This is a genomic window from Shinella sp. HY16, from assembly GCF_028534175.1.
GTDB lineage: Bacteria > Pseudomonadota > Alphaproteobacteria > Rhizobiales > Rhizobiaceae > Shinella.
On record NZ_JAHYXL010000002.1, the window covers coordinates 974,738 to 995,099 of the forward strand.

A 20,362-nucleotide genomic window follows, 5' to 3' on the forward strand; every position below is an offset into this window, starting at 1 on the left:
ATCAGCTCTGCTGCAAGCCAGTGATCATCGCGATGATCTCGTTCTTGTCGGTCTTCTTCGTCTCGCGGATACCGATCTGCCTGCCGCGGCGCAAAACGCAGATGCGGTCTGAGAGTTTGAAGACCTGGTCGAGGCTGTGGCTGATGATCAGCACGCCGATATTGCGTGTCTTCAGCGAGGCGACGATCTCCTCCACCTTGGCGGTTTCGGCAACGCCGAGCGCGGCGGTCGGTTCGTCGAGCAGGATCAGCTTGCTGGCCCAATGGGTCGCGCGGGCGATAGCGACACCCTGGCGCTGACCGCCGGAGAGGTCACGGATCGTCGCATGCGCGGAGGGGATGCGCACGTCCAGTTCCTTCACCAGCTTTTCCGTCTCGTCAATCATGCGGCGACGGTCGAGCAGACCGAAAGCCCTGGTCGGCTCGCGGCCCAGAAACATGTTCATGTAGACCGTCTGCTGGTCGGCGAGCGCGAGGTCCTGGTAGACGACCTCGATGCCGTGCGCACGCGCCATCGTCGCGTTCGACATGGCGACGGGCTCGCCCTCGATGGCGATCGAACCCGAGGTCGGCGGGTGCACGCCGGAGATGATCTTGATCAGCGTCGACTTACCGGCACCGTTGTCGCCGACAAGGGCGACGATTTCGCCGGGATGGACATCCAGCGAAAAGTTCTCGATGGCAACGACGCCGCCGAAGGTCTTGCGGATGTCCTTCAGCGCCAGGATGGGCTGGCCGGTCGTAGTGGCAGCGTTCGCATTCATGCCCTTTGCTCCCAGATCGGCCAGGCGGCGGTTTCGCCAGCCGTATTCTCGATGGTCTCGACCTTCGGCGCACCGGAGGAGATGCCGGAAACGCCAACGACATAGGCACGGGTGACGAAGGCCTGGCCGCGAAAACCGAAGATAGCGGTGTCACCCGGCTTTGGTGCGCCCGGGCCGGTTGCATCGATCATCGCGTAATAATCGATGGCCGAGGGCGGCGGGATTTCGACGCTGCGCAAGGCATTTGCGGCGACAGTCGGCTCGTCGGAGACGATGGCCTTCACGTCATAGTCCGGGAAGATCGGATCGATGTAGAAGCCGCCGCCGAAGCAATAGGCCTTGCCGCCCGAGAGGTGCGAGACCTCGGTGAGGTAGAGCATGGCGGGCAGCTCCGGCAGGTCTTCCACCACATGCAGGGCCGTCGTGCCGTGCAGACCGTTACCGGGTTCGCATTGCGTGGCGCCGGCTTCCGCCAGCGCGGCAAGCAGCACGCTGGAGGTGGTGCCGGGGGCGTTGACCTCGATGTCGCGGCGTCCGGCCTTCGCCAGCGCCTCGGCGGTCTGCGTCAGCGTCGCAAGGTTCGGGGTGGGCAACACCTTGCGGGCCTGATGATCGAAGAGCAGCGCCGGGAAGGTCGTAATGCCGGCGAAGCGGCCACCTTCGAGGCCATCAAACATCTCAGCAACGGCGACCACATCGCTGGCGTCGAAGCCGCCCTCATGGCCGCGATAGAAGGTATCGCCTTCCGCGTGGATACGGGCGAGCAGGTTCTGCGTGCGGCCGGCCGCCTTGGCGCCGGCGGCAGCCTCGCGCGCCTTGGCCTCGTTGAAGACCGTCCAGTAATCCGGCTGGAGCACACCGGCGGCGCCGTTCGCCTCATGACGGGCAACCTGCTGGAGATGGCCGAGATGGCCGACCTTCAGGCCCGCCCGGTGGGTCGCCTTGGCGCAGGCCATGTCGACGGCGACGGCGCGATCGATGCCGCCGGCGAGGATTGCCTTGCAGGCCGAACTCGAGCGGCCGAACTGCTTTGTCATGGCGAAGGTTTTCAGGCCGAGCCGCGTCGCTTCCTCCTTGAGGATGCGGGCGTTGCGCTCGATCGCATCGAGATCGATCACATAGGCATTGGCCGGGATTTTGCCCTCGCGGTGAAGTTTCTGGGCAGCTTCGATGAAACCGGGATTGCGCCGGCGCAGAACGTCGAGAAACATTCAGGTTCTCCTCAGCGGGATTTTTCACGCAGCGACACGGCGACTGCGGCAAGGATGATGAGACCGCGAACGATCATCTGGTCGGAAACGGAAAGGCCCATCAGGATGAGGCCGTTGTTGAGCATGCCCATCATCAGCGAACCGACGAGCGCGCCGATGATCGACCCCTTGCCGCCGTTGAGCAGCGTGCCGCCGACGATGACGGCGGCGATGACCGTCATCAGGTCGGTCTCGCCGAGCGTATACTTCGCAGCCTGGAGACGGCCGGCATAGAGCAGGCCGGCAAGCCCGGCGAGCGCACCTGATATCATCAGCACGGCAAGGCGCATCTTCGGTACGGAAATGCCGGAGACGCTTGCCGCCCGCGCATTGTCACCGACCGCCAGCACATGGGCGCCGAAGCGGGTCTCGCGGTAGAGGATATGGCCGAAGGCGACGGCGATGGCCGTCCACCAGATGAGCGAGGGAATGCCCAGGAGCGCGCCGGAGCCGAAGAAGCCGGTGAAGGTCTCGTTGGTGACGGGAATGCTGCGCAGATCCGTCATCGAGCGCGAGACGCCGGCAAAGAGGCCGAGGGTCGCCAGCGTGACGAGGAAGGACGGCAGCCGCACATAGGCGACCAGCACACCGTTGACGAGACCGATCAGCAGGCCGCAGCCGAGACCGGCGGCGATGCCGGGCACCATGCCGTAACTCTGCATGGTGACGGCCGCGGCGAGCGCCGCGACGGCGACCGTCGAGCCGATGGAAAGGTCGATCTCACCCGCCGACATGACGAAGACGAGACCGATCGCCATGATCGTCGCCGGCGCCGTCTGCAGCACGATGTTCGAGAGGTTGCGGACCGTCAGGAACCCGCTGTCCTTCAGCACGATGGCGAAGAACAGGAAGATCGCGAGGAAGCCGAAATAGACGACATATTGCTGCAGGTTGACGCGGCCGGCCAGCCCCGCCGCACGGACCGCGGCACCCTGGTTGGTACTGGACATGATTTACCTCCGTGAATGAGAGCCGACCGGGCTTCGCTTATTTCAGGGCGTCGGCGATGGACTGCGGAACGTCCTTGTTCAGCGACGTCTTCCAGCCCTCCTTCACCGTGTCCTTGGTGACGGCGAGGGAATCGACGACGAGGAACGGCGCGGCCTCCTTGCCGAGCATCGCGCCCGCCGCGGACCGGGCCGCCGTGACGCCGATATTGTAGGCCTCGTCGGCAATCAGCGCGGCGACGCTGCCGCCCTTGACCATGTCGAGCGCGGCCGGCTCGTTGAGGTCGAGCGTGACGATCCTGGTGTGGCTGTTGCCGGCCGAACGCAGCGCCGAAAGCACGCTCAGCGCCGGCTCGGCCCAGGTGACATAGATGCCGTCGAGATCGGGATGCTGCGTCACCATCGCCTGGGCGATCTCCTCGCTGCGGGCGGGATCGGCCATGCCTTGCTCGGCGACGATCTTCATATCAGGGTAATCCTGCTCGATGGTCTTCTTGAAGGCCTGGTCGCGCTGGTTGGTCACGTAGAAATCGGCATCGTGGAAGATGTAGCCGACCTTGCCCTTCTTGCCCAAGGCCTCGGCCATGGCGACGCCGGCCTTGTTGCCCATCTGGAAGAGGTCGTCGGAAACAATGGTCACATAGTCCTTGCCGTGTTCGTAGCCGGCCGGCGAGTTGTCGACGAAGGCGAGCTTGACGCCAGCCGCACGGGCCGGGTCATAGACGGAAGCGGCGCTGGCCGGATCGACAGGCAGGGACACGATGATCGACGGCTTCTTCGCCAGCACCGTCTCGACATCCGCTTTCTGGCGCGCGCCGTCGAAGCCGGCATCGGTCTGTGCGACGACCTCGATGCCGAGGCGCTTGAACTCATCCTGAGCACCCGCATTCACCGCATTGGTGTATTCGCTCATCTCGTGCCAGACGAGGGCGGCGGTGAATTTTCCGTCCTTGATCTTCTGCTCTTCCTCGGCGGTGAGCGTGACGGTGCTGGCAGCCGTCGGTTTCTCGCCGCGCGGGCCTGTCGTCGCGCCGTCAGCGGCAAAGGCGTGCGCGCCGAAAAGGCCGGTCATCAAAGCGAGCGTGGTTGCGATACGCATGGTTTCCTCCCATGAAACTGCAATACTTGGGTGATGGGACAGCGGCGGCTCGGGCCGCCGCAGTCAGGCGGTCACTTCGCTGCGTCGAGCACCGACTGCGGCGCGTCTCGGTTCAGCGAGTCTTTCCAGCCTTGGGAGACGTTCTCCTTGGTGACGGTGAGCGCCGGGGCGACGACGAAGGCCGGCGCTTCCTGGCCGAGCAGCGATTTCATGCCGGCAGCAGCCATGGCGCGGCCAAGCTCATAGGCCTTGTCGGCGACAAGTGCCGTCACATTGCCGCCCTTGACCATGTCGAGTGCCACCGGCTCGGCGAGATCGAGCGTGACGATCTTCGTCTTCGTGTTGCCCGCGCCACGCAGCGCCGCCAGCACACCGTCCGCGGGCTCGGCCCAGGTGACATAGATGCCGTCGAGATCCGGGTTCTGCAACAGCATGGCATTGGCGAGTTCCTCGGCGCGCGCCGGGTCGGAAATGCCCTGTTCCGCGACGATCTTGATATCCGGATAATCCTTCTCGATGGTCGACTTGAAAGCCTGGTCGCGCTGATTGGTGACGTAGTAGGTCGCGTCGTGGAAGATGTAGCCGACCGTGCCCTTGCCGCCTATCGACTTGGCGAGCGCATCAGCCGCCTGCTTGCCCATCTGGAAGAGGTCGTCGGTCACGATGGACGCATAATCCGCACCGTGTTTGTAGTCCTTCGGTACATTCGACAGGAAGACCAGCTTGGCACCGTCGGCGACGGCCTGGCGGAACGCTTCGGCCGACGTAACCGGATCGAGCGGCAGAGCGAGAATGACGTTCGGCTTGGCGGCAAGCGCCGTCTCGATGTCGCTGCGCTGGCGCGCGGCATCGAACTGGGCGTCGGTCGTCACGGCGATATCGATGCCTGCGCGCTTGAATTCATCCGTCGCGCCCTGCCCGACCGCGTTGGTGAAATCCGACGAGGTGTGCCAGAGAAGCGCCGCCTTGTAGCCCTTGTCCTTCAGCGCCGCGATATCGGCATCCGACAGCGCCATGTCGGCGCTGGGTGTTGCCACCTCGCCGGCTGGGCCGACGGTCTGGGCAATGGCGGTTGCGGCGCTCATGATAAGACCGGCGGCCAATGCCCCGGCCAGCCATTTCGTCATCTGCATGGTCCTGTTCCCTCTTTTGCTTGAGTTGTTCATTCCACCGTTCCGCAGAAGCGCGCCATGAAGGCCGCGAAGCCGACGACTCCCGCGAGAAATTCCTCGATCTCGACATGTTCGTTGTAGGTGTGGCAGTTGCGGATATCGCCCGGCGCGCAGTAGACCGCGGGAATGCCCAGCCGGTTCACGAAGAACGGCGATTCCGACCAGAATGGTGCGCCCGCAATGTTGCCGCGGCCCGCAAGCGCCCCGCTGATCGCCTCCGACAGCATCGCAACCTCCGGCCTATCAGCATCGATCTCCGCCGCCGTACCGCCGAGCGCATGGTCGCGGCCGGCCGGATAGGAAAACGCCACCGTGATTTCGGGATCGTCGATAGCACCGCGCACGGTCGCCTCGATCTCGGCCGCCGCCTGATCGAGCGATTCGCCCGGCAGGAGCTTGCGGATGAGCGAGAGTTCGCATTTTTCCGGCACGGCGATGTAGCCGCCGCCACTGAGGCCGGTGATCAGCAGGAACGAGCGGCCGACAAGCGCGTGCTCAGCCCGGGCGGAGATCTCGTCTGAATGTTTCCAGAGCGCGCTCATGGCAGCATGGCTCGCGCGCAGCGCATCCTTGCCCAGTTCCGGCACACCGAAATAGGCCGAGCGCCCGGTGATCGTGATATCCGCGATGAAGAAGCCGATTTGTGCGGGATAGACGGCAAGCTGTGTCGGCTCGACATAGACGACGAAATCGGGCCGCTCGACCTCCCCGGTTTCGATCCGCGTGACATAATCCTTGATGCCGGCCGAAACGCCGGTGCCCGGCTGGCCGCTCTCCTCATCGCCGACGAAGGCGAAGGAAACATCGCCGGCAAGTTTAATGCCCGCCGCATCGAGGAGAGCGAGGGCGGCGAGCGAAGACGTGATGCCGGCCTTGAGGTCTCCCGCGCCGCGTCCCCACACAGCGCCGTCGACGATAGCGGCGCCGAAGGGATCCTCGCGCTCCGTGCCGGCCCAGTTCTCGCGCCAGCCATCGACATGCACGACATCCGTATGGCCGATAAAAAGCAGGTGCGGGCCACGCCCCGCGCCGACGCGCTTGCCCCAGACATTCGGGCGACCGGGCAGGAAATCCGCCGTCTGCAAGGCGGAAAGGTTCAGCGTGCGCATCGCCCCAGCGAGATAGGCGGCGACATTCGCCTCGTTGCCGGTAATGCTGTCATGCCGGATCGCGCCACGGAACAGGTCGATCGCCGCGTCACGGTCGAGGGCTGCCCGAAGGCGGGCGAAGAGATCGTTCTCTGCCGTCATTCTGCGGCCTCCTGAGGCGAGTCCGTTCCGGCGGGCGGAAGGGAAAGGCTGGCATTCGGTGTCGCCACACCGAACAACGTGTTGTGCAACTGGCTGAGACCGATAGCCGTAGCCCCGACAAGCGCTGCCCGAGCTCCGAGGTCGCTGGAGACGAGATCGACGGGATAGGGGAAACATTGCGGCAGAAAGTGCCGGGCGCGCTCCAGGATTTCGGGGCGCAGGCCGATGGAGCCTCCGAGGATCACGAGCTGCGGATTGGCGATGGCGCAGATGGCGGCGATGCCGCAGGCCACCTGGCGGCCGGTTTCGTCGATGGCGGCAACGGCCGCGGCCTCGCCCGCCGCCGCACGCTCGAAGATGGCGGGGACATCGATCTTCCGACCCGCGGCAGCCTCATACCGTTCGATGATGCCGTGGGTGGCGACCGCGCGCTCATAAGCCCCGACGCGCAGGGACTCCGGATCGAAGGGATCGGTGCCGATCGGCAGGAAGCCCATTTCGCCAGCGGCGCTCGCCGCCCCACGCACGAGATGACCGCCAAGGATGAGACCGCTACCGATACCGGTGCCGAGTGCGACATAGGCTAGATTGTCGATGCCCTGCCCCTGCCCCTGCCAGCTTTCGCCGAGCGCCGCGAGATTGACATCGTTCTCCAGAACGACATCGAAGCCGAGCGCCCGCCGGAAAGCCTCCAGCACGTCCATGCTGTCGAAATCGCGGATATTGGGCGCAAGCAGCACGCGGCCGGTCCGGTTGTCAGGTGCGCCGGGAACGCCGACGACGGCAAGCCGCAGCTTCGCCCGCGGCACCGCCGCCTTCGCCGCGGCAGAAAGGGCCATATCGGCAATCTGGCTCACGAGATGGCCGCCGCCGCGCGGATCGGTCGGCGCCGCATCCTCGGCCACGATCTGCCCGGCAAGATCCGTAACGGCGACGCGAACCTTCGTGCCGCCGAGATCAACCGCGACAATGAAGGCGGCATCGACCACCAATTCGTAGGTGACGGCCGTGCGACCGACATGCCCGCTGGTCCGGCCGGTTTCGCGGACCCAACCGCCATCCTCAAGGTCCCGGACGATCTCGGAGATCGTCTGTTTCGACAGACTCGTCAGCTTCGCGATGGACGCTCGCGAGATCGGACCGCCCTGAACGATCGCTTCCATGACGGCGCGTTGGGAGAACTGTCGGGAGATACGAGGCGCGTCGGTCATTGCAACCCTATTTAGTTCGTTCTGTCACCGAACTTATTAGAGGGTAACGTACCTGTCAATCCCCATCTCGAGCGTCCGGTGTGTTTAGAGGACGGCATGGCAAGGCCGATGCAGCAGCTGAAAAGCCCGACAAGCCGCACGGAGAAAGGCCCAGACCAATACGGATTTTACGGCGAACCCAAAGAAGGCCTTGCTGAAAATCAGCCACGGCGCGCAGATCGTGGCGTGGCACCCCAATGAAATGGAAGCACACAGCCCATGGATCCTGCCGATCTCTCTCTCGCCTCCTCGCACTACTGGCACGGGGCTTTCCGGCGATCGTATTCTTCCGCAGGCTACGGACGAACGACAATGGAGCGGCATGGCGCTCTCTGTTGGGCATGGACGGAATGGCCGGTCGGTCGATCGCCGGTGTCTTCGTCAATGACGGACACAGTCCCCGAAGCGCCGACGAAAGCTGTGACGCTGGCCACAATCCTGTTTCTGCTGGGCTGGATTGCGCCCACCGTCATCGCCCGTCTGCGCTGGGATGTTCCTCCCATATGGTCGGCGCTGGCTTGGGGACACACCTGCGCGGCGCGCGGCATCACGGCTGCAATCTGCCTTTGCGGGAGGCTCATGTTCGCAATGCCCCAAAGCGGCGGCGGCACCGCTCTCCACCGCATCGCCACCGGCCATCACGATCGTCCGGCCGTCGATCTCCGCCACCACGTTAGAAATTTGGATATTTCCGCACGCGTCAGACCTCGTGCAGCACATGTGCGGCCTTCACCGCCGCCGAGGCGCGGTTTTCGACGCCGAGTTTCACATAGATCTGTTCGAGATGTTTCGTTACCGTGCGGGCGCTGAGACCGAGAATCTCGCCGATGTCGCGGTTCGACTTGCCCTTTGCGATCCATAGCAGCACCTCGGATTCGCGCTGCGTCACCCCGAAATGCTGGCGCAGCACCTCGTCCTCGGAGAGTCGGTTCTCGGCCGTCAGGCGGAAGAGATATTCGTCCGCGCCGATCGCGCCGAGGAAGGCGAGTTGCAGGCTCGCCTGGCCCGTCTGGCGGATGGCGAACGTGTTTTCGCGCGCGGCGCCACGGGTCTTCATCCAGGCGTTTATATGGCCGGAGACGGCGTCGAGGCCGTCGTCGCTGCCGGTCGCGGCGTTGACGAGGCGGGTTGCCTGCGGCGTCGACCAGCGGATCTTTCCCTCGCCGCTGACGGCGAGCAGATGCCGGCCCGCGGCATCCAGCGCCACCCGGGCGCTCTGGGCTGAGCGGGCGTTGGAAAGATGCACACGGATGCGGGCGCGCAGTTCGTCGATGTTGATCGGCTTCGTCAGATAGTCGACGCCGCCGGCCTCCAGCGCCCGCACCACATGCTCGGTCTCGGTAAGGCCGGTCATGAAGACGACGGGCACGGGGCTGACGGCGGGGTTCGCCTTCAGCTTCAGGCAGGTGTCGAACCCGTCGAGGCCGGGCATGACGGCGTCGAGCAGGATGATGTCGGGCGTGATGCGATCGACGATGTTGAGCGCCGCCATGCCCGAGGTCGCGATCAGCACGGAAAAGCCCGATTGTTCCAGCGCCTCCGTCAGGAAACCGAGCGCTTCGGGGGAATCGTCGACGAGGAGCACGATGTCGCGCGGGGTGGCGGCCTCGGTCACGGGCGGCGTCCTTTCTCCGGGTCCATGGTTTTGAGGAAGGCGTCGTAGCCGGCAAGGTCGAACACCTGCACATAGGCGCGCACCGCCTCGGCAAAGGGCTGGTGTTCGGCCACGCGGGCGATTTCGGCCAGTTTCGCCTCGATGCCCCTGATATAGCCGATCTCGCCGAGCCGGATCAGCTCGTCCACATGGTCCTTTTCGGGCATGACGATGCTGGCCTCCGCCGGTTCCTGCGCCTTCGCCTCGCCGTGATAGGTCCAGGCAAGGCCGAGATGGAGGGCGAGCGTGTCGGTGAGCTGGCGCAGGTCGAAGGGTTTGGCGAGGGTGTCGTTGTGGCCCGTCCGGGAGGCCGAGCCGTCGCCGATATTGGCCGAGAGCATGACGATCGGCGCGGCCTGGCCGCGCGCGCGCAGCCGCTCCACCAGTTCCCAGCCGTTCATGCCGGGCATGGAGATGTCGATGAGAAAGAGGTCCGGTTTCAACCCCTCGACCAGATCAAGGCATTCCACCCCGCCCTTCGCCGTCAGCACGGTGAAATCGAGCGGCCGCAGCACCTCTTCCATCAGGTTGCGGTGATCGGCATTGTCGTCAACGACGAGGATGGTGCGGCGCGCGCCGGCATAGCCCTTGATGTGGCGCACCTTCGGCGCCGTGGGGCGATCGACGGCCGACAGCATCAGCCGTACGCGAAACTCTGTGCCCTTGCCGCGCTCGCTCGTCACCGAAATCTCGCCGCCAAGCGTCTGCGTCAAAAGCCGTGTGATGGTGAGGCCGAGGCCGAGGCCCGGCATACGGCCATGTTCGGCATCGCCGCGCTGGAAGGGTTCGAAGATGCGGGAAAGGTCCCTTTCGAGGATGCCGCGGCCGCTGTCGGCGACGGTGAAGGTGGCGACCTGACTGCGATAGGCGACATCGAGACGGATTTCGCCGGCGTCGGTGAATTTCAACGCGTTGGAGATGAGGTTGACGAGGATCTGGCGCAGGCGCTTTTCGTCCGTCCGCACATAGGCTGGCAGGTTTTTTGCGCGCTCATGCGTGAAGGCGACGCCCTTCACCTGTGCCTGCGGGCGGAACATTTCAAAAATCTGGTCGAGGAAATCGTGAATGTTGATCTCGTTGGAATAGACTTGCAGCTTGCCGGCCTCGATCTTGGAAATGTCGAGCAGGCCGTCGATGAGGCCGGAGAGGTGGTCGGCGCTGCGCTTGATGACGCGGATCGCGCCCTGGCGCTGCGGCGGAATGCTCTCGTCTCGCTCCAGCACCTGGGCATAGCCGAGCACAGCGTTGAGCGGCGTGCGCAGTTCGTGGCTGAGGCCGACAACATAGCGGCTCTTGGCGCGGTTCGCAGCTTCCGCCGTCTCCTTCGCCCGCTGGAGCGCCGCGTCCGTCTTCTTGTGCGCGGCGATTTCTTTGAGGAGCAGCGTCGTCTGGCGCGAGGATTCCTCCTCCGCCACCACCCGGCTGTCATGCGCCAGCACATAGAACCAGCAGACGACGCCGGCCACGACGGCGAAGACGAAGAAGACCACGGCGATGGTGCGCTCCACCACCGCCGCCGTCTCGGGCGAATGGGTGCCGACCTGGTAGGCGATCATGGCAAGGATGACCCCCATCCCCGTGATCGAAAGCGCGGTCGCGATGCCGTAGCGGCCAAGCCGGGTGGCGAGCGCCGATGTCACGGGTTCCGGCAGGATGGTTTTCGCAACGCTAGCCACCTGCGCGTTGAAGCGCGCCTTCGGCTTGCAGAGGTCGTGGCAGCGGCTGTCGAGTGAACAGCAGAGCGAGCAGATCGGCGCTGCATAGGCCGGGCACCAGGCCATGTCCTCGGGCTCGAAGGGGTGTTCGCAGATCGAGCAGGTGATGGTCTGCCGGAGCGCCCAGCTCCTGCGCGGCTTTCGCGCGAGGTAATATTTGCCGCGCGTTCCCCAGGCGATCAGCGGCGAGGCGACGAAGGCGGCGAGCGCTGCGATATAGGGGGCGAGCGAGGCGGGGATTTCGCCGAACGTGCCGAAATGCGCGATAAGCGCGATGACGGCGGAAAAGCTCATCGCGCCGAGGCCGACCGGGTTGATGTCGTAGAGATGGGCGCGCTTGAACTCGATGCCATCAGGCGAAAGGCCGAGCGGCTTGTTGACGAAGAGGTCGGCCGAGATGGTGCAGAGCCAGGCCATGGCGACGATGGAGAAGACGCCCAGCGTTTCCTCCAGCAGCCGGTAGATGCCGAGCTCCATCAAAAGCAGCGCGATCGCCACGTTGAAAACCAGCCAGACGACGCGGCCGGGATGGCTGTGCGTCAGGCGCGAGAAGAAGTTCGACCAGGCGAGCGAGCCGGCATAGGCGTTCATCACGTTGATCTTGAGCTGCGAGACCACCACGAAGGCGACCATCAATAGCAGCGCCGCCATGTCCCACGGCAGCATGTAGCCGAAGGCGGTGTAGTACATCTGCGCCGGATCGCCCGCCCGCGTGGAGGGCACGCCCGATGACAGTGCCAGAACGACGAGGAAGGAACCGGCGACCAGTTTTGGCGCGCCGACGATGACCCAGCCCGAGCCGGCGAGGAACACGGCGATGCGGTGGTGCAGCTTCCTCTGCCCGTCCGGCGGCAGGAAACGCAGGAAGTCGACCTGTTCGCCGATCTGCGCCATCAGCGCGAAGATGACGGCCGAGGCCGCGCCGAATTCCACGAGGTTGAACGGTGCATAGGTGCCGGGCGGGCCGGAGGGGTGATGCAGGCCCGAATAGGCAAGCCATTCGCCGACCTTCTCGAAATCCGCAAAGGCGATGAAGACGAAAGGCAGGATGTTGAGCACGATCCAGAACGGCTGGGTGACGAGCTGGAAACGCGAAATGAGCTGGACGCCGTGCGTGACCAGCGGGATCACCACGACGGACGAGATGATGTAGCCGATCCACAAGGGGATGCCGAGCGCCAGCTCCAGCGCGCCGGACATGATCGACGCCTCGATGGCGAAGAGGATGAAGGTGAAGCTCGCATAGATCAGTGAGGTCAGCGTCGAGCCGATATAGCCAAAACTCGCGCCGCGCGTCAGAAGGTCGATATCGACGCCGTGGCGGATGGCGTAGCGGCTGATCGGCAGGCCGACGAGAAGGATCATCAGGCTGGCGACGAGAATGGCGACAAGCGCGTTCGTCGTGCCGTAGGACATGGTGATCGCGCCACCGATGGCTTCCAGCGCGAGGAAGGAAATGGCGCCGATGGCGGTCTGCGAGATGCGGTCGGACGAGAACCGCCGCGCGCTCTTGGCGGTGAAACGCAGCGCATAGTCTTCCAGCGTCTGGTTGGCGACCCAGCGATTGTATTCGCGACGGATCGGGATGATGCGCTGGCGTGCGGCCATGGGCTGCTGTCGTTCCCCTCGGTTGTTTTTGGGTCTTTCCCCCACCCTCTTCGTCATCCTCGGGCTTGACCCGAGGATCCACACGGCACCCGCGGCTTGGATCCTCGGGTCAAGCCCGAGGATGACGGAGGGAAGGGAGTGGGCTCCCAAACATGAAGCCTTCTAGCACGGATGCCGCGCCCCCGAAATTCCTGCTGCGCTGCAAAAACTTCCCGCTTCCCCCTCCCGTCTACGCAATATGACGTATGTGCAGCGCAGCATCCCCGTCCGATAGTTTCTTAAGCAACGGTAAAAAACCAATCCGCCCCGTTGCGGTCAAAAGAACAGAGGGGTTCAGACCATGTCCATCAAGGCGCGCGCCACCGGCGCACTGCTCGCAGCCATTCTCTCGACGACGGCCTTCCACGGCGCGTTCGCGGCCGACGACACGATCAAGGTCGGCATCCTGCATTCGCTTTCCGGCACCATGGCGATTTCCGAGACCACCCTCAAGGACGCCATGTTGATGCTCATCGAGGAGCAGAACAAGAAGGGCGGCCTTCTCGGCAAGAAGCTCGAAGCCGTCGTGGTCGATCCGGCCTCCGACTGGCCGCTCTTTGCCGAAAAGGCGCGCGAGCTGGTCTCGGTCAACAAGGTCTCGGCCGTCTTCGGCTGCTGGACCTCGGTATCGCGCAAGTCGGTCCTGCCGGTCTTCGAGGAGCTGAACTCCATCCTCTTCTACCCCGTCCAGTACGAGGGTGAAGAAAGCCAGCGCAACGTCTTCTACACGGGTGCCGCGCCGAACCAGCAGGCAATCCCGGCCGTCGATTACCTCGCCGAGAACGAAGGCGTCGAGCGCTGGGTTCTGGCCGGCACGGACTATGTCTATCCGCGCACGACGAACAAGATCCTCGAAGCCTACCTGATCTCCAAGGGCGTGAAGCCCGAGGACATCATGGTCAATTACACGCCCTTCGGCCATTCGGACTGGCAGACGATCGTCTCCGACATCAAGAAGTTCGGCTCGGCCGGCAAGAAGACCGCCGTCGTCTCGACGATCAACGGCGACGCCAACGTTCCCTTCTACAAGGAACTCGGCAACCAGGGCGTCAAGGCCGAGGATATCCCGGTCGTCGCCTTCTCGGTGGGTGAAGAAGAGCTTGCCGGCCTCGATACCGGCCCGCTCGTCGGGCATCTCGCCGCCTGGAACTATTTCCAGTCCGTCGACAATCCGGCCAATGCCGAGTTTATCAAGACCTGGAAGGCGTTCACCAAGAACGAGAAGCGCGTCACCAACGACCCGATGGAAGCCCACTATATCGGCTTTGCCATGTGGCTGAAGGCGGTGGAAAAGGCCGGCACGACCGATACGGACGCCGTGCTCGACGCGATGATCGGCGTCTCCGTGCCGAACCTCTCGGGCGGCTACTCCACCATGATGCCGAACCACCACATCACCAAGCCCGTGCTGATCGGCGAAATCCAGGCCGACGGCCAGTTCGAGACCGTCTGGCAGACCTCCGGCCTCGTCGTCGGCGACGAATGGTCGGACTTCCTGCCCGACTCCAAGGACCTGATCGCCGATTGGCGCAAGCCCATGGAATGCGGCAACTTCAACGTCGCCACCGGCAAGTGCGGCGGCAAGGGCTCCTGATCTGATGGCTTGAGGGGAGTGCATGAAGCCCCTTTGCTAAACCCTTCAGGTCACCTTCCAGCCGGTGCGTGGTTTGCCCCTCACCCTAACCCTCTCCCCGCAAGCGGGGAGAGGGGACGTGCCCCGAAAATGGGCGCGGATTGGGGAAGCGGTACGGCATACTCCCTTCTCCCCGCTTGCGGGGAGAAGGTGCCGGCAGGCGGATGAGGGGCCTGCCGACCAACCGCCATCCCGCCACTCGGAATGGCCACATAACCCAACGCTTCGAGGCCATGAGATGCACACGCGGCTCATCCATCGTTTCCTGCAATGCCTGCTCATCGCCGTCTGCGTGATGGTGACGCTGCTCGCCACCGACCTTCGCGCGGCAGACGACCTGCGCAGCATGGTCAATGCGCTCGGCGGCGGCAATTTCCAGGAAAACCGGAAACAGGTCGAAGCGCTGGCGAAGACCGGCGATCCCAAGATCGTGCCCGCCCTCGAAGCGCTCGCCGAAGGTGATCTCTATCAGCGCAAGGCCGACGGCACCGTCTTCATCGTCAAGCCGGCCGGCGCCAATTTCGCGCTGATCGACGCCCTGACGGGCGATGCGGCGGGCGAGGAAGCCAAGGCCGCGCTCGAAAAGGTCAAGGTCAACAACGGGCTGCGCCGGGTGATCCGTGCCGCGCTCGGCGGCCTGACGCTGATGAGCCCCGACACGTCCGTGCGCCTTCAGGCGGCCAGCACCATTCTGCGCACGCCATCCGCCGATGCGCTCGAAGGGCTGGACGCGGCGCTTGCCGCGGAAACCGACGGTGCGGTCAAGGCCGTGCTCGAAAAGGCCCGCGCCGCCGCCATCCTGGTGTCAGATCGCCCGGTGGAGGAGAAGAAGGCCGCCGTCGCGACGGTCGTCCAGACCGGCGGGCGGGACTCGCTGTCGCTGCTCTCCGGGGCGCTCGCCTCCGCCGATGAAAGCCTGCGCCCCGATATCGAGGCCGGCATCCGAGAGATCGAGGACCAGCTTGAGCTCTGGGCCGGCGCGCAAAACATCTGGTACGGCCTGTCGCTCGGCTCGGTGCTGCTGCTCGCGGCGATCGGCCTTGCCATCACCTTCGGCGTGATGGGCATCATCAACATGGCGCATGGCGAGATGGTCATGCTCGGCGCCTACACCACCTTCGTGGTGCAGGCCTATATCCGCGCCGCCTGGCCGGGCCTGTTCGAATGGTCGCTGGCCATCGCGCTGCCGCTCGCCTTCCTCGTCACCGGCGCCGTCGGCCTCGTCATGGAGCGCGGCATCATCCGCTTCCTCTATGGAAGGCCGCTCGAAACGCTGCTCGCCACCTGGGGCGTCTCGCTGATCCTGCAACAGGCCGTGCGCTCGATCTTCGGCCCGACCAACCAGGAGGTCGGCAACCCGTCCTGGATGTCCGGCGCCTTCGAGCTCGGCGGCCTCACGGTCACCTGGAACCGCATGTGGATCATCCTCTTTGCGCTCGCCGTCTTCGCCTTCCTGCTCTTCCTCCTGAAGAAGACGCCGATGGGCCTTCAGATGCGCGCCGTCACGCAGAACCGCCGCATGGCCTCGTCCATGGGCATCCGCACGCCCTGGGTCGATGCGCTGACCTTTGCCCTGGGGTCGGGCATTGCCGGCATTGCCGGCGTCGCGCTCTCGCAGATCGACAACGTCTCGCCGAACCTCGGCCAGGGCTACATCATCGACAGCTTCATGGTCGTGGTGTTCGGCGGCGTCGGCAATCTCTGGGGCACGCTGGTCGGCGCCTTCACGCTCGGCATCCTCAACAAGTTCCTGGAACCCTATGCCGGCGCGGTGCTGGGTAAAATCCTCGTGCTCGTGCTGATCATCCTCTTCATCCAGAAGCGGCCGCGCGGGCTCTTCGCACTCAAAGGCAGGGCGGTGGAAGCATGATCACCTCGTTTCTCGCAAAAGCCCTCGGGCGCAACATCGTCATCACGGTCGCGATCCTGCTGGTCCTCGCCGCCCTCGTGCCAGCGCTGAACCTGCTGACCGCGCCGGACCACCCGCTGCACGTCCCGACCTACATCGTCTCGCTGTTCGGCAAATACCTCACCTACGCCCTCTTGGCGCTGGCGCTCGATCTCGTCTGGGGTTTCTGCGGCATCCTCTCACTCGGACACGCCGCCTTCTTCGCGCTCGGCGGCTATGCCATGGGCATGTACCTGATGCGCCAGATCGGCGCGCGCGGCTCCTACGGCAATCCGCTGCTGCCGGATTTCATGGTCTTCCTCAACTGGAAGGAACTGCCCTGGTTCTGGTACGGTTTCGACATGTTCTGGTTCGCCGCGCTGATGGCGATCCTCGTGCCCGGCCTGCTCGCCTTCGTCTTCGGCTGGTTCGCCTTCCGCTCGCGCGTCAATGGCGTCTACCTGTCGATCATCACCCAGGCGATGACCTTCGCCTTGCTGCTCGCATTCTTCCGCAACGACATGGGTTTCGGCGGCAACAACGGCCTCACCGACTTCAAGGACATTTTAGGCTTCAACATCCAGTCGAACGGCACGCGCTCGGCGCTCTTCGCCGCCTCCGCCATCGCGCTCGCCCTCTCGCTCATCATCACCTCGGGCATCGTGCGCTCGAAATATGGAAAAATCCTCGTCGGCGTGCGCGATGCAGAAAGCCGCACGCGCTTTCTCGGCTACCGCGTCGAGCACATGAAGCTCTTCGCCTTCGTGGTCTCCGCCATGATGGCGGGCGTCGCGGGTGCGCTCTATGTGCCGCAGGTCGGCATCATCAATCCGGGTGAGTTCGACCCGGCCAATTCCATCGAGGTCGTCATCTGGACGGCGGTCGGCGGGCGCGGCACGCTGATCGGCCCGATCGTCGGCGCCATCCTCGTCAATGGGGGAAAAAGCATCTTCACCGCCGCCTTCCCGGAATTCTGGCTGTTTGCGCTCGGCGGGCTCTTCGTGCTCGTCACGCTGTTCCTGCCCAAGGGCATCGTCGGCACCGCGCGGCAGTTTGTCGAGCGGCGCAGGGACTATCGCAAGGCGAAAGCCGTCGAAGAGGCGCGCACCTTTGCGGCGGCAGAACCCCAGGCGGCGGAGTAATCGGCATGAACACGCTCGCAAGCAATGCAAAGCCCACCAGCATCCTCTATCTCGACGGCGTCTCCGTCTCCTTCGACGGCTTCAGGGCGCTGAACTCGCTGTCCTTCGTCATCGAGCCCGGCGAGCTACGCGCCATCATCGGCCCGAACGGTGCGGGCAAGACCACCATGATGGACATCATCACCGGCAAGACGCGGCCGGATTCCGGCGAAGTCTTCTTCAAGGGCGTAATCGACCTCACCCAGAAGGACGAGGCCGAGATCACCCAGCTCGGCATCGGCCGAAAATTCCAGAAGCCGACGGTCTTCGAGAGCCACACCGTCTGGGACAATCTGGAACTGGCGCTGAACCGCAAGCGTGGCGTCTTCTCCACGCTGTTCTATCGCCTGACCGCCGAGGACAAGGCACGCATCGAGGAAATCCTCTCGACCGTGCGCCTGATGAACCGCAAGGACGACTTTGCGGCCAACCTCAGCCACGGCCAGAAACAATGGCTGGAGATCGGCATGCTGCTGGCGCAGGAGCCGGAACTGCTGCTGGTCGACGAACCCGTCGCCGGCATGACGGACGCCGAGACGGCGGAGACGGCGATCCTGCTGAAGGAAATCGCCAAGACGCGCTCGGTCGTCGTCGTCGAGCACGACATGGGCTTCATCCGCGATCTCGGCGTGAAGGTGACCTGCCTTGCGGAAGGCTCGGTTCTGGCGGAAGGCTCGATCGATTTCGTCAGCGCCGACCAGAAGGTCATCGAGAACTATCTGGGGAGGTGAGGATGTATTCGGTGTTTCTTTCGCTGGAGCAGGTTGCTTGGGCACCCCCCTCTGCCCTGCCGGTCTCCCCCGCAAGAGGAGGGCGATCGCCTATGGCGAGAAACCGTTGCTACATCCCCTTCTCCCCAGCGGGGAAAAGGTGCCGGCAGGCGGATGAGGGGGATGCCGAAGGCAAAAAAGCGGAAGACTCCTTCCGTATCAACCTCTCATCCGACCCTTCGGACCACCTTCTCCCCGCTGGGGAGAAGGGGAAAACGGCTACGTCGAATTCCATATGCGACAGCCTTCCCCTTGCGGGGGAGACCGGCAAGGCAGAGGGAGGTGACACGGCCTCCACCACAAAAGGAGCCGACGCATGCTGACCGTCGAAAAAGCCAACCTCCACTACGGTGCCGCCCAGGCACTGCGCGGCATCTCGCTCGCCGCCGAGATGGGCAAGATCACCTGCGTGCTCGGCCGCAACGGTGTCGGCAAATCCAGCCTCTTGCGTGCCATCACCGGCCAGCACCCGCTCTCCGCCGGCACCGTCACGTTCAACGACGTGAAGCTCGACGGCATGGCGCCCTACAACCGCGCCAAGCACGGCATCGGCTATGTGCCGCAGGGGCGAGAAATCTTCCCGCTGCTGTCAGTCAAGGAAAACCTCGAATCCGGCTATGCTCCCGTGAAGCGCTCGGAGCGTTTCATCCCGAACGAGATCTTCAGCCTGTTCCCGGTGCTGCAATCCATGCTCGGCCGGCGCGGCGGCGATCTCTCGGGCGGCCAACAGCAGCAGCTCGCCATCGGCCGGGCGCTGGTGACGCGCCCAAAAATCCTCGTGCTGGACGAGCCGACCGAGGGCATCCAGCCGTCGATCATCAAGGATATCGGCCGGGCGATCAAATATCTGCGCGATTCCACCGGCATGGCCATCCTGCTGGTCGAGCAATACCTCGATTTCTGCCGCGAGCTTGCCGACCACGTCTACATCATGGACCGCGGCGAGATCGTGCACCAGGGCGCGGCCGAGACGCTCGACACGCAAGAAGCCCGCCGCCACCTGACGGTGTGAGAACACGGTCGCCGCTCAGGCCACGCGGATTGCCAAAGCGTATGGCGCAAGCCGGGCGCGCATGCCCGACAGCCAGCACAGGGGGGAATGCGTGCCGCTACGGGCTTGCCGCAACGGGTCTCGTCTTCGCGGGCCGTATCAGGACGATCACGCTGGCGATGACGCGAACGAAGCCAAGGCATGCCGTCTGGCACATGGTTCAGCGCCGATCGAAGGGTGTCAGATCCTGAGACCGAGGCTTTCAAGCGCCGCTTTCACCCGCGGCATGTCATCGGGACCGAGTGGCAGGATCGGGCGCGGCGGCGTGACGCAGCAAAGGCCGAGAAGATCGGCGATGGCATACATGACACGGAAGCTGCCGAACTCCCTGAAAAGCACCCAGAGCGGCTGGAAAAAACCGTCACGGTGCTCCGTGTCGGCCCGGTCACCGGCCATCGCGGCGCGGGTGAGCGCAAGGGCTTCGGCGGGAAGCAGGCCGGCCGAGACGCTGTACCAGGCATCGCCGCCGGAAAGCAGCGATTGCGCCGCGCCCCAATCCCCACTGTAGCCGATGGAGAAATCCTTCGGCGTCAGGACGCGCAGCCGGGCGAGTTCCGCGCAGAAATCACCGTCCGCCGGCAGCGGCATCTTGACGGCAACAATATCAGGCAATCGTGCAAGTCGTGCGATCAGGCCTTCGCCGAAGACGAAGCGGGTGGTGCCGGGATTGTTGTAAATGCAGAGCGGCAGGCCACCCGCCGTCGCAACCGCGGCCATGTGCTGGAAAACCTCCTCCTCCGTCAGGGGCGTGTAGGACATGGGGGCGAGCAGCAGGCCATCGGCCCCGGCCGACTTTGCGTCACGGGCGAGCGCCTCGGCCTCGTCGGTGCGCAGCGCGCCGACGCCGACGATGAGCGGGATCCTCCCGCCGACGCTCTTCATCGCCGCATCGACAGCCCGGCGCCGCTCGTCGCGCGACAGGAAGGCATAGCCGCCGGTGCTGCCGAGAAGGCCAACGGAATCAGCACCCGCAGCCTGGATGCGCTGGAGCAGACCGGCAAGCGCGACCGTATCAACACGGCCGGCCGTATCTGTCGGCGTGATGGAAAAGGCCGAAAGGCCGCGAAAAATAGTCATGGCTCCCCCTCTGTG

15 protein-coding genes are annotated in these 20,362 nt (G+C 64.6%); 5 read left to right on the top strand and 10 right to left on the bottom strand.

Features of this window, described 5'->3' with window-relative positions:
- Window position 1: 1 nt before the first annotated feature.
- From K0P03_RS25030 to K0P03_RS25070, 9 genes are all read right to left on the bottom strand, one after another.
- Window positions 2-763: an ATP-binding cassette domain-containing protein gene (locus tag K0P03_RS25030; RefSeq protein ID WP_023512574.1), complete on the bottom strand. Its 762-nt coding sequence runs from the start codon at window positions 761-763 to the stop codon at window positions 2-4.
- On the bottom strand, window positions 760-1,974 hold the full coding sequence (locus K0P03_RS25035; protein WP_272790901.1) for an alanine racemase: 1,215 nt from the start codon (window positions 1,972-1,974) through the stop codon (window positions 760-762). Before K0P03_RS25035 ends, K0P03_RS25030 begins: the two co-directional genes overlap by 4 nt.
- Window positions 1,975-1,985: 11 nt before the next feature.
- Window positions 1,986-2,963: an ABC transporter permease gene (locus K0P03_RS25040; protein WP_023512572.1), complete on the bottom strand. Its 978-nt coding sequence runs from the start codon at window positions 2,961-2,963 to the stop codon at window positions 1,986-1,988.
- 37 nt (window positions 2,964-3,000) lie between these two features.
- Entirely contained in the window at window positions 3,001-4,059 is a 1,059-nt protein-coding gene (locus tag K0P03_RS25045) for a substrate-binding domain-containing protein (RefSeq protein ID WP_272790902.1), read from the bottom strand.
- Window positions 4,060-4,130: 71 nt separating this feature from the next.
- Window positions 4,131-5,192 carry a substrate-binding domain-containing protein gene (locus tag K0P03_RS25050; protein ID WP_272790903.1) on the bottom strand — a complete coding sequence of 354 codons (1,062 nt, stop codon included), beginning with the start codon at window positions 5,190-5,192 and terminating at the stop codon, window positions 4,131-4,133.
- A gap of 29 nt (window positions 5,193-5,221) precedes the next feature.
- Entirely contained in the window at window positions 5,222-6,481 is a 1,260-nt protein-coding gene (locus K0P03_RS25055; RefSeq protein WP_272790904.1) for a M20 family metallopeptidase, read from the bottom strand.
- Window positions 6,478-7,692 carry an ROK family transcriptional regulator gene (locus K0P03_RS25060; protein WP_272790905.1) on the bottom strand — a complete coding sequence of 405 codons (1,215 nt, stop codon included), beginning with the start codon at window positions 7,690-7,692 and terminating at the stop codon, window positions 6,478-6,480. Before K0P03_RS25060 ends, K0P03_RS25055 begins: the two co-directional genes overlap by 4 nt.
- A 739-nt stretch (window positions 7,693-8,431) precedes the next feature.
- Window positions 8,432-9,346 (bottom strand): response regulator transcription factor, encoded by a 915-nt coding sequence (locus K0P03_RS25065; RefSeq protein ID WP_272790906.1) that lies wholly within the window; start codon window positions 9,344-9,346, stop codon window positions 8,432-8,434.
- Window positions 9,343-12,708 (bottom strand): hybrid sensor histidine kinase/response regulator, encoded by a 3,366-nt coding sequence (locus tag K0P03_RS25070; protein WP_272790907.1) that lies wholly within the window; start codon window positions 12,706-12,708, stop codon window positions 9,343-9,345. Before K0P03_RS25070 ends, K0P03_RS25065 begins: the two co-directional genes overlap by 4 nt.
- Before the next feature lie 340 nt (window positions 12,709-13,048).
- Here K0P03_RS25070 and urtA point away from each other — a divergent pair, with 340 nt between their 5' ends.
- The 5 genes from urtA to urtE all read left to right on the top strand — a co-directional run bounded on the left by urtA (window position 13,049) and on the right by urtE (window position 19,231).
- Complete coding sequence (urtA, locus tag K0P03_RS25075) at window positions 13,049-14,341, top strand: urea ABC transporter substrate-binding protein (protein ID WP_272790908.1); 1,293 nt, start codon at window positions 13,049-13,051, stop codon at window positions 14,339-14,341.
- A gap of 277 nt (window positions 14,342-14,618) precedes the next feature.
- A complete protein-coding gene (gene urtB / locus K0P03_RS25080) occupies window positions 14,619-16,250 on the top strand; it encodes an urea ABC transporter permease subunit UrtB (RefSeq protein ID WP_272790909.1) in 1,632 nt (543 codons plus the stop codon).
- Window positions 16,247-17,410 (top strand): urea ABC transporter permease subunit UrtC, encoded by a 1,164-nt coding sequence (gene urtC / locus K0P03_RS25085; RefSeq protein ID WP_272790910.1) that lies wholly within the window; start codon window positions 16,247-16,249, stop codon window positions 17,408-17,410. The genes urtB and urtC overlap by 4 nt, the downstream gene beginning before the upstream one ends.
- Before the next feature lie 5 nt (window positions 17,411-17,415).
- Window positions 17,416-18,180, top strand: a complete 765-nt coding sequence (urtD, locus tag K0P03_RS25090) for an urea ABC transporter ATP-binding protein UrtD (protein ID WP_272790911.1) — start codon at window positions 17,416-17,418, stop codon at window positions 18,178-18,180.
- A 355-nt stretch (window positions 18,181-18,535) separates the two neighbouring features.
- Window positions 18,536-19,231, top strand: coding sequence for an urea ABC transporter ATP-binding subunit UrtE (gene urtE / locus K0P03_RS25095; RefSeq protein WP_050745718.1), 696 nt, complete (start codon window positions 18,536-18,538; stop codon window positions 19,229-19,231).
- A 219-nt stretch (window positions 19,232-19,450) separates the two neighbouring features.
- Here urtE and K0P03_RS25100 read toward each other — a convergent pair whose 3' ends face one another.
- Window positions 19,451-20,347, bottom strand: coding sequence for a dihydrodipicolinate synthase family protein (locus tag K0P03_RS25100; RefSeq protein ID WP_050745719.1), 897 nt, complete (start codon window positions 20,345-20,347; stop codon window positions 19,451-19,453).
- Window positions 20,348-20,362: the final 15 nt, after the last annotated feature.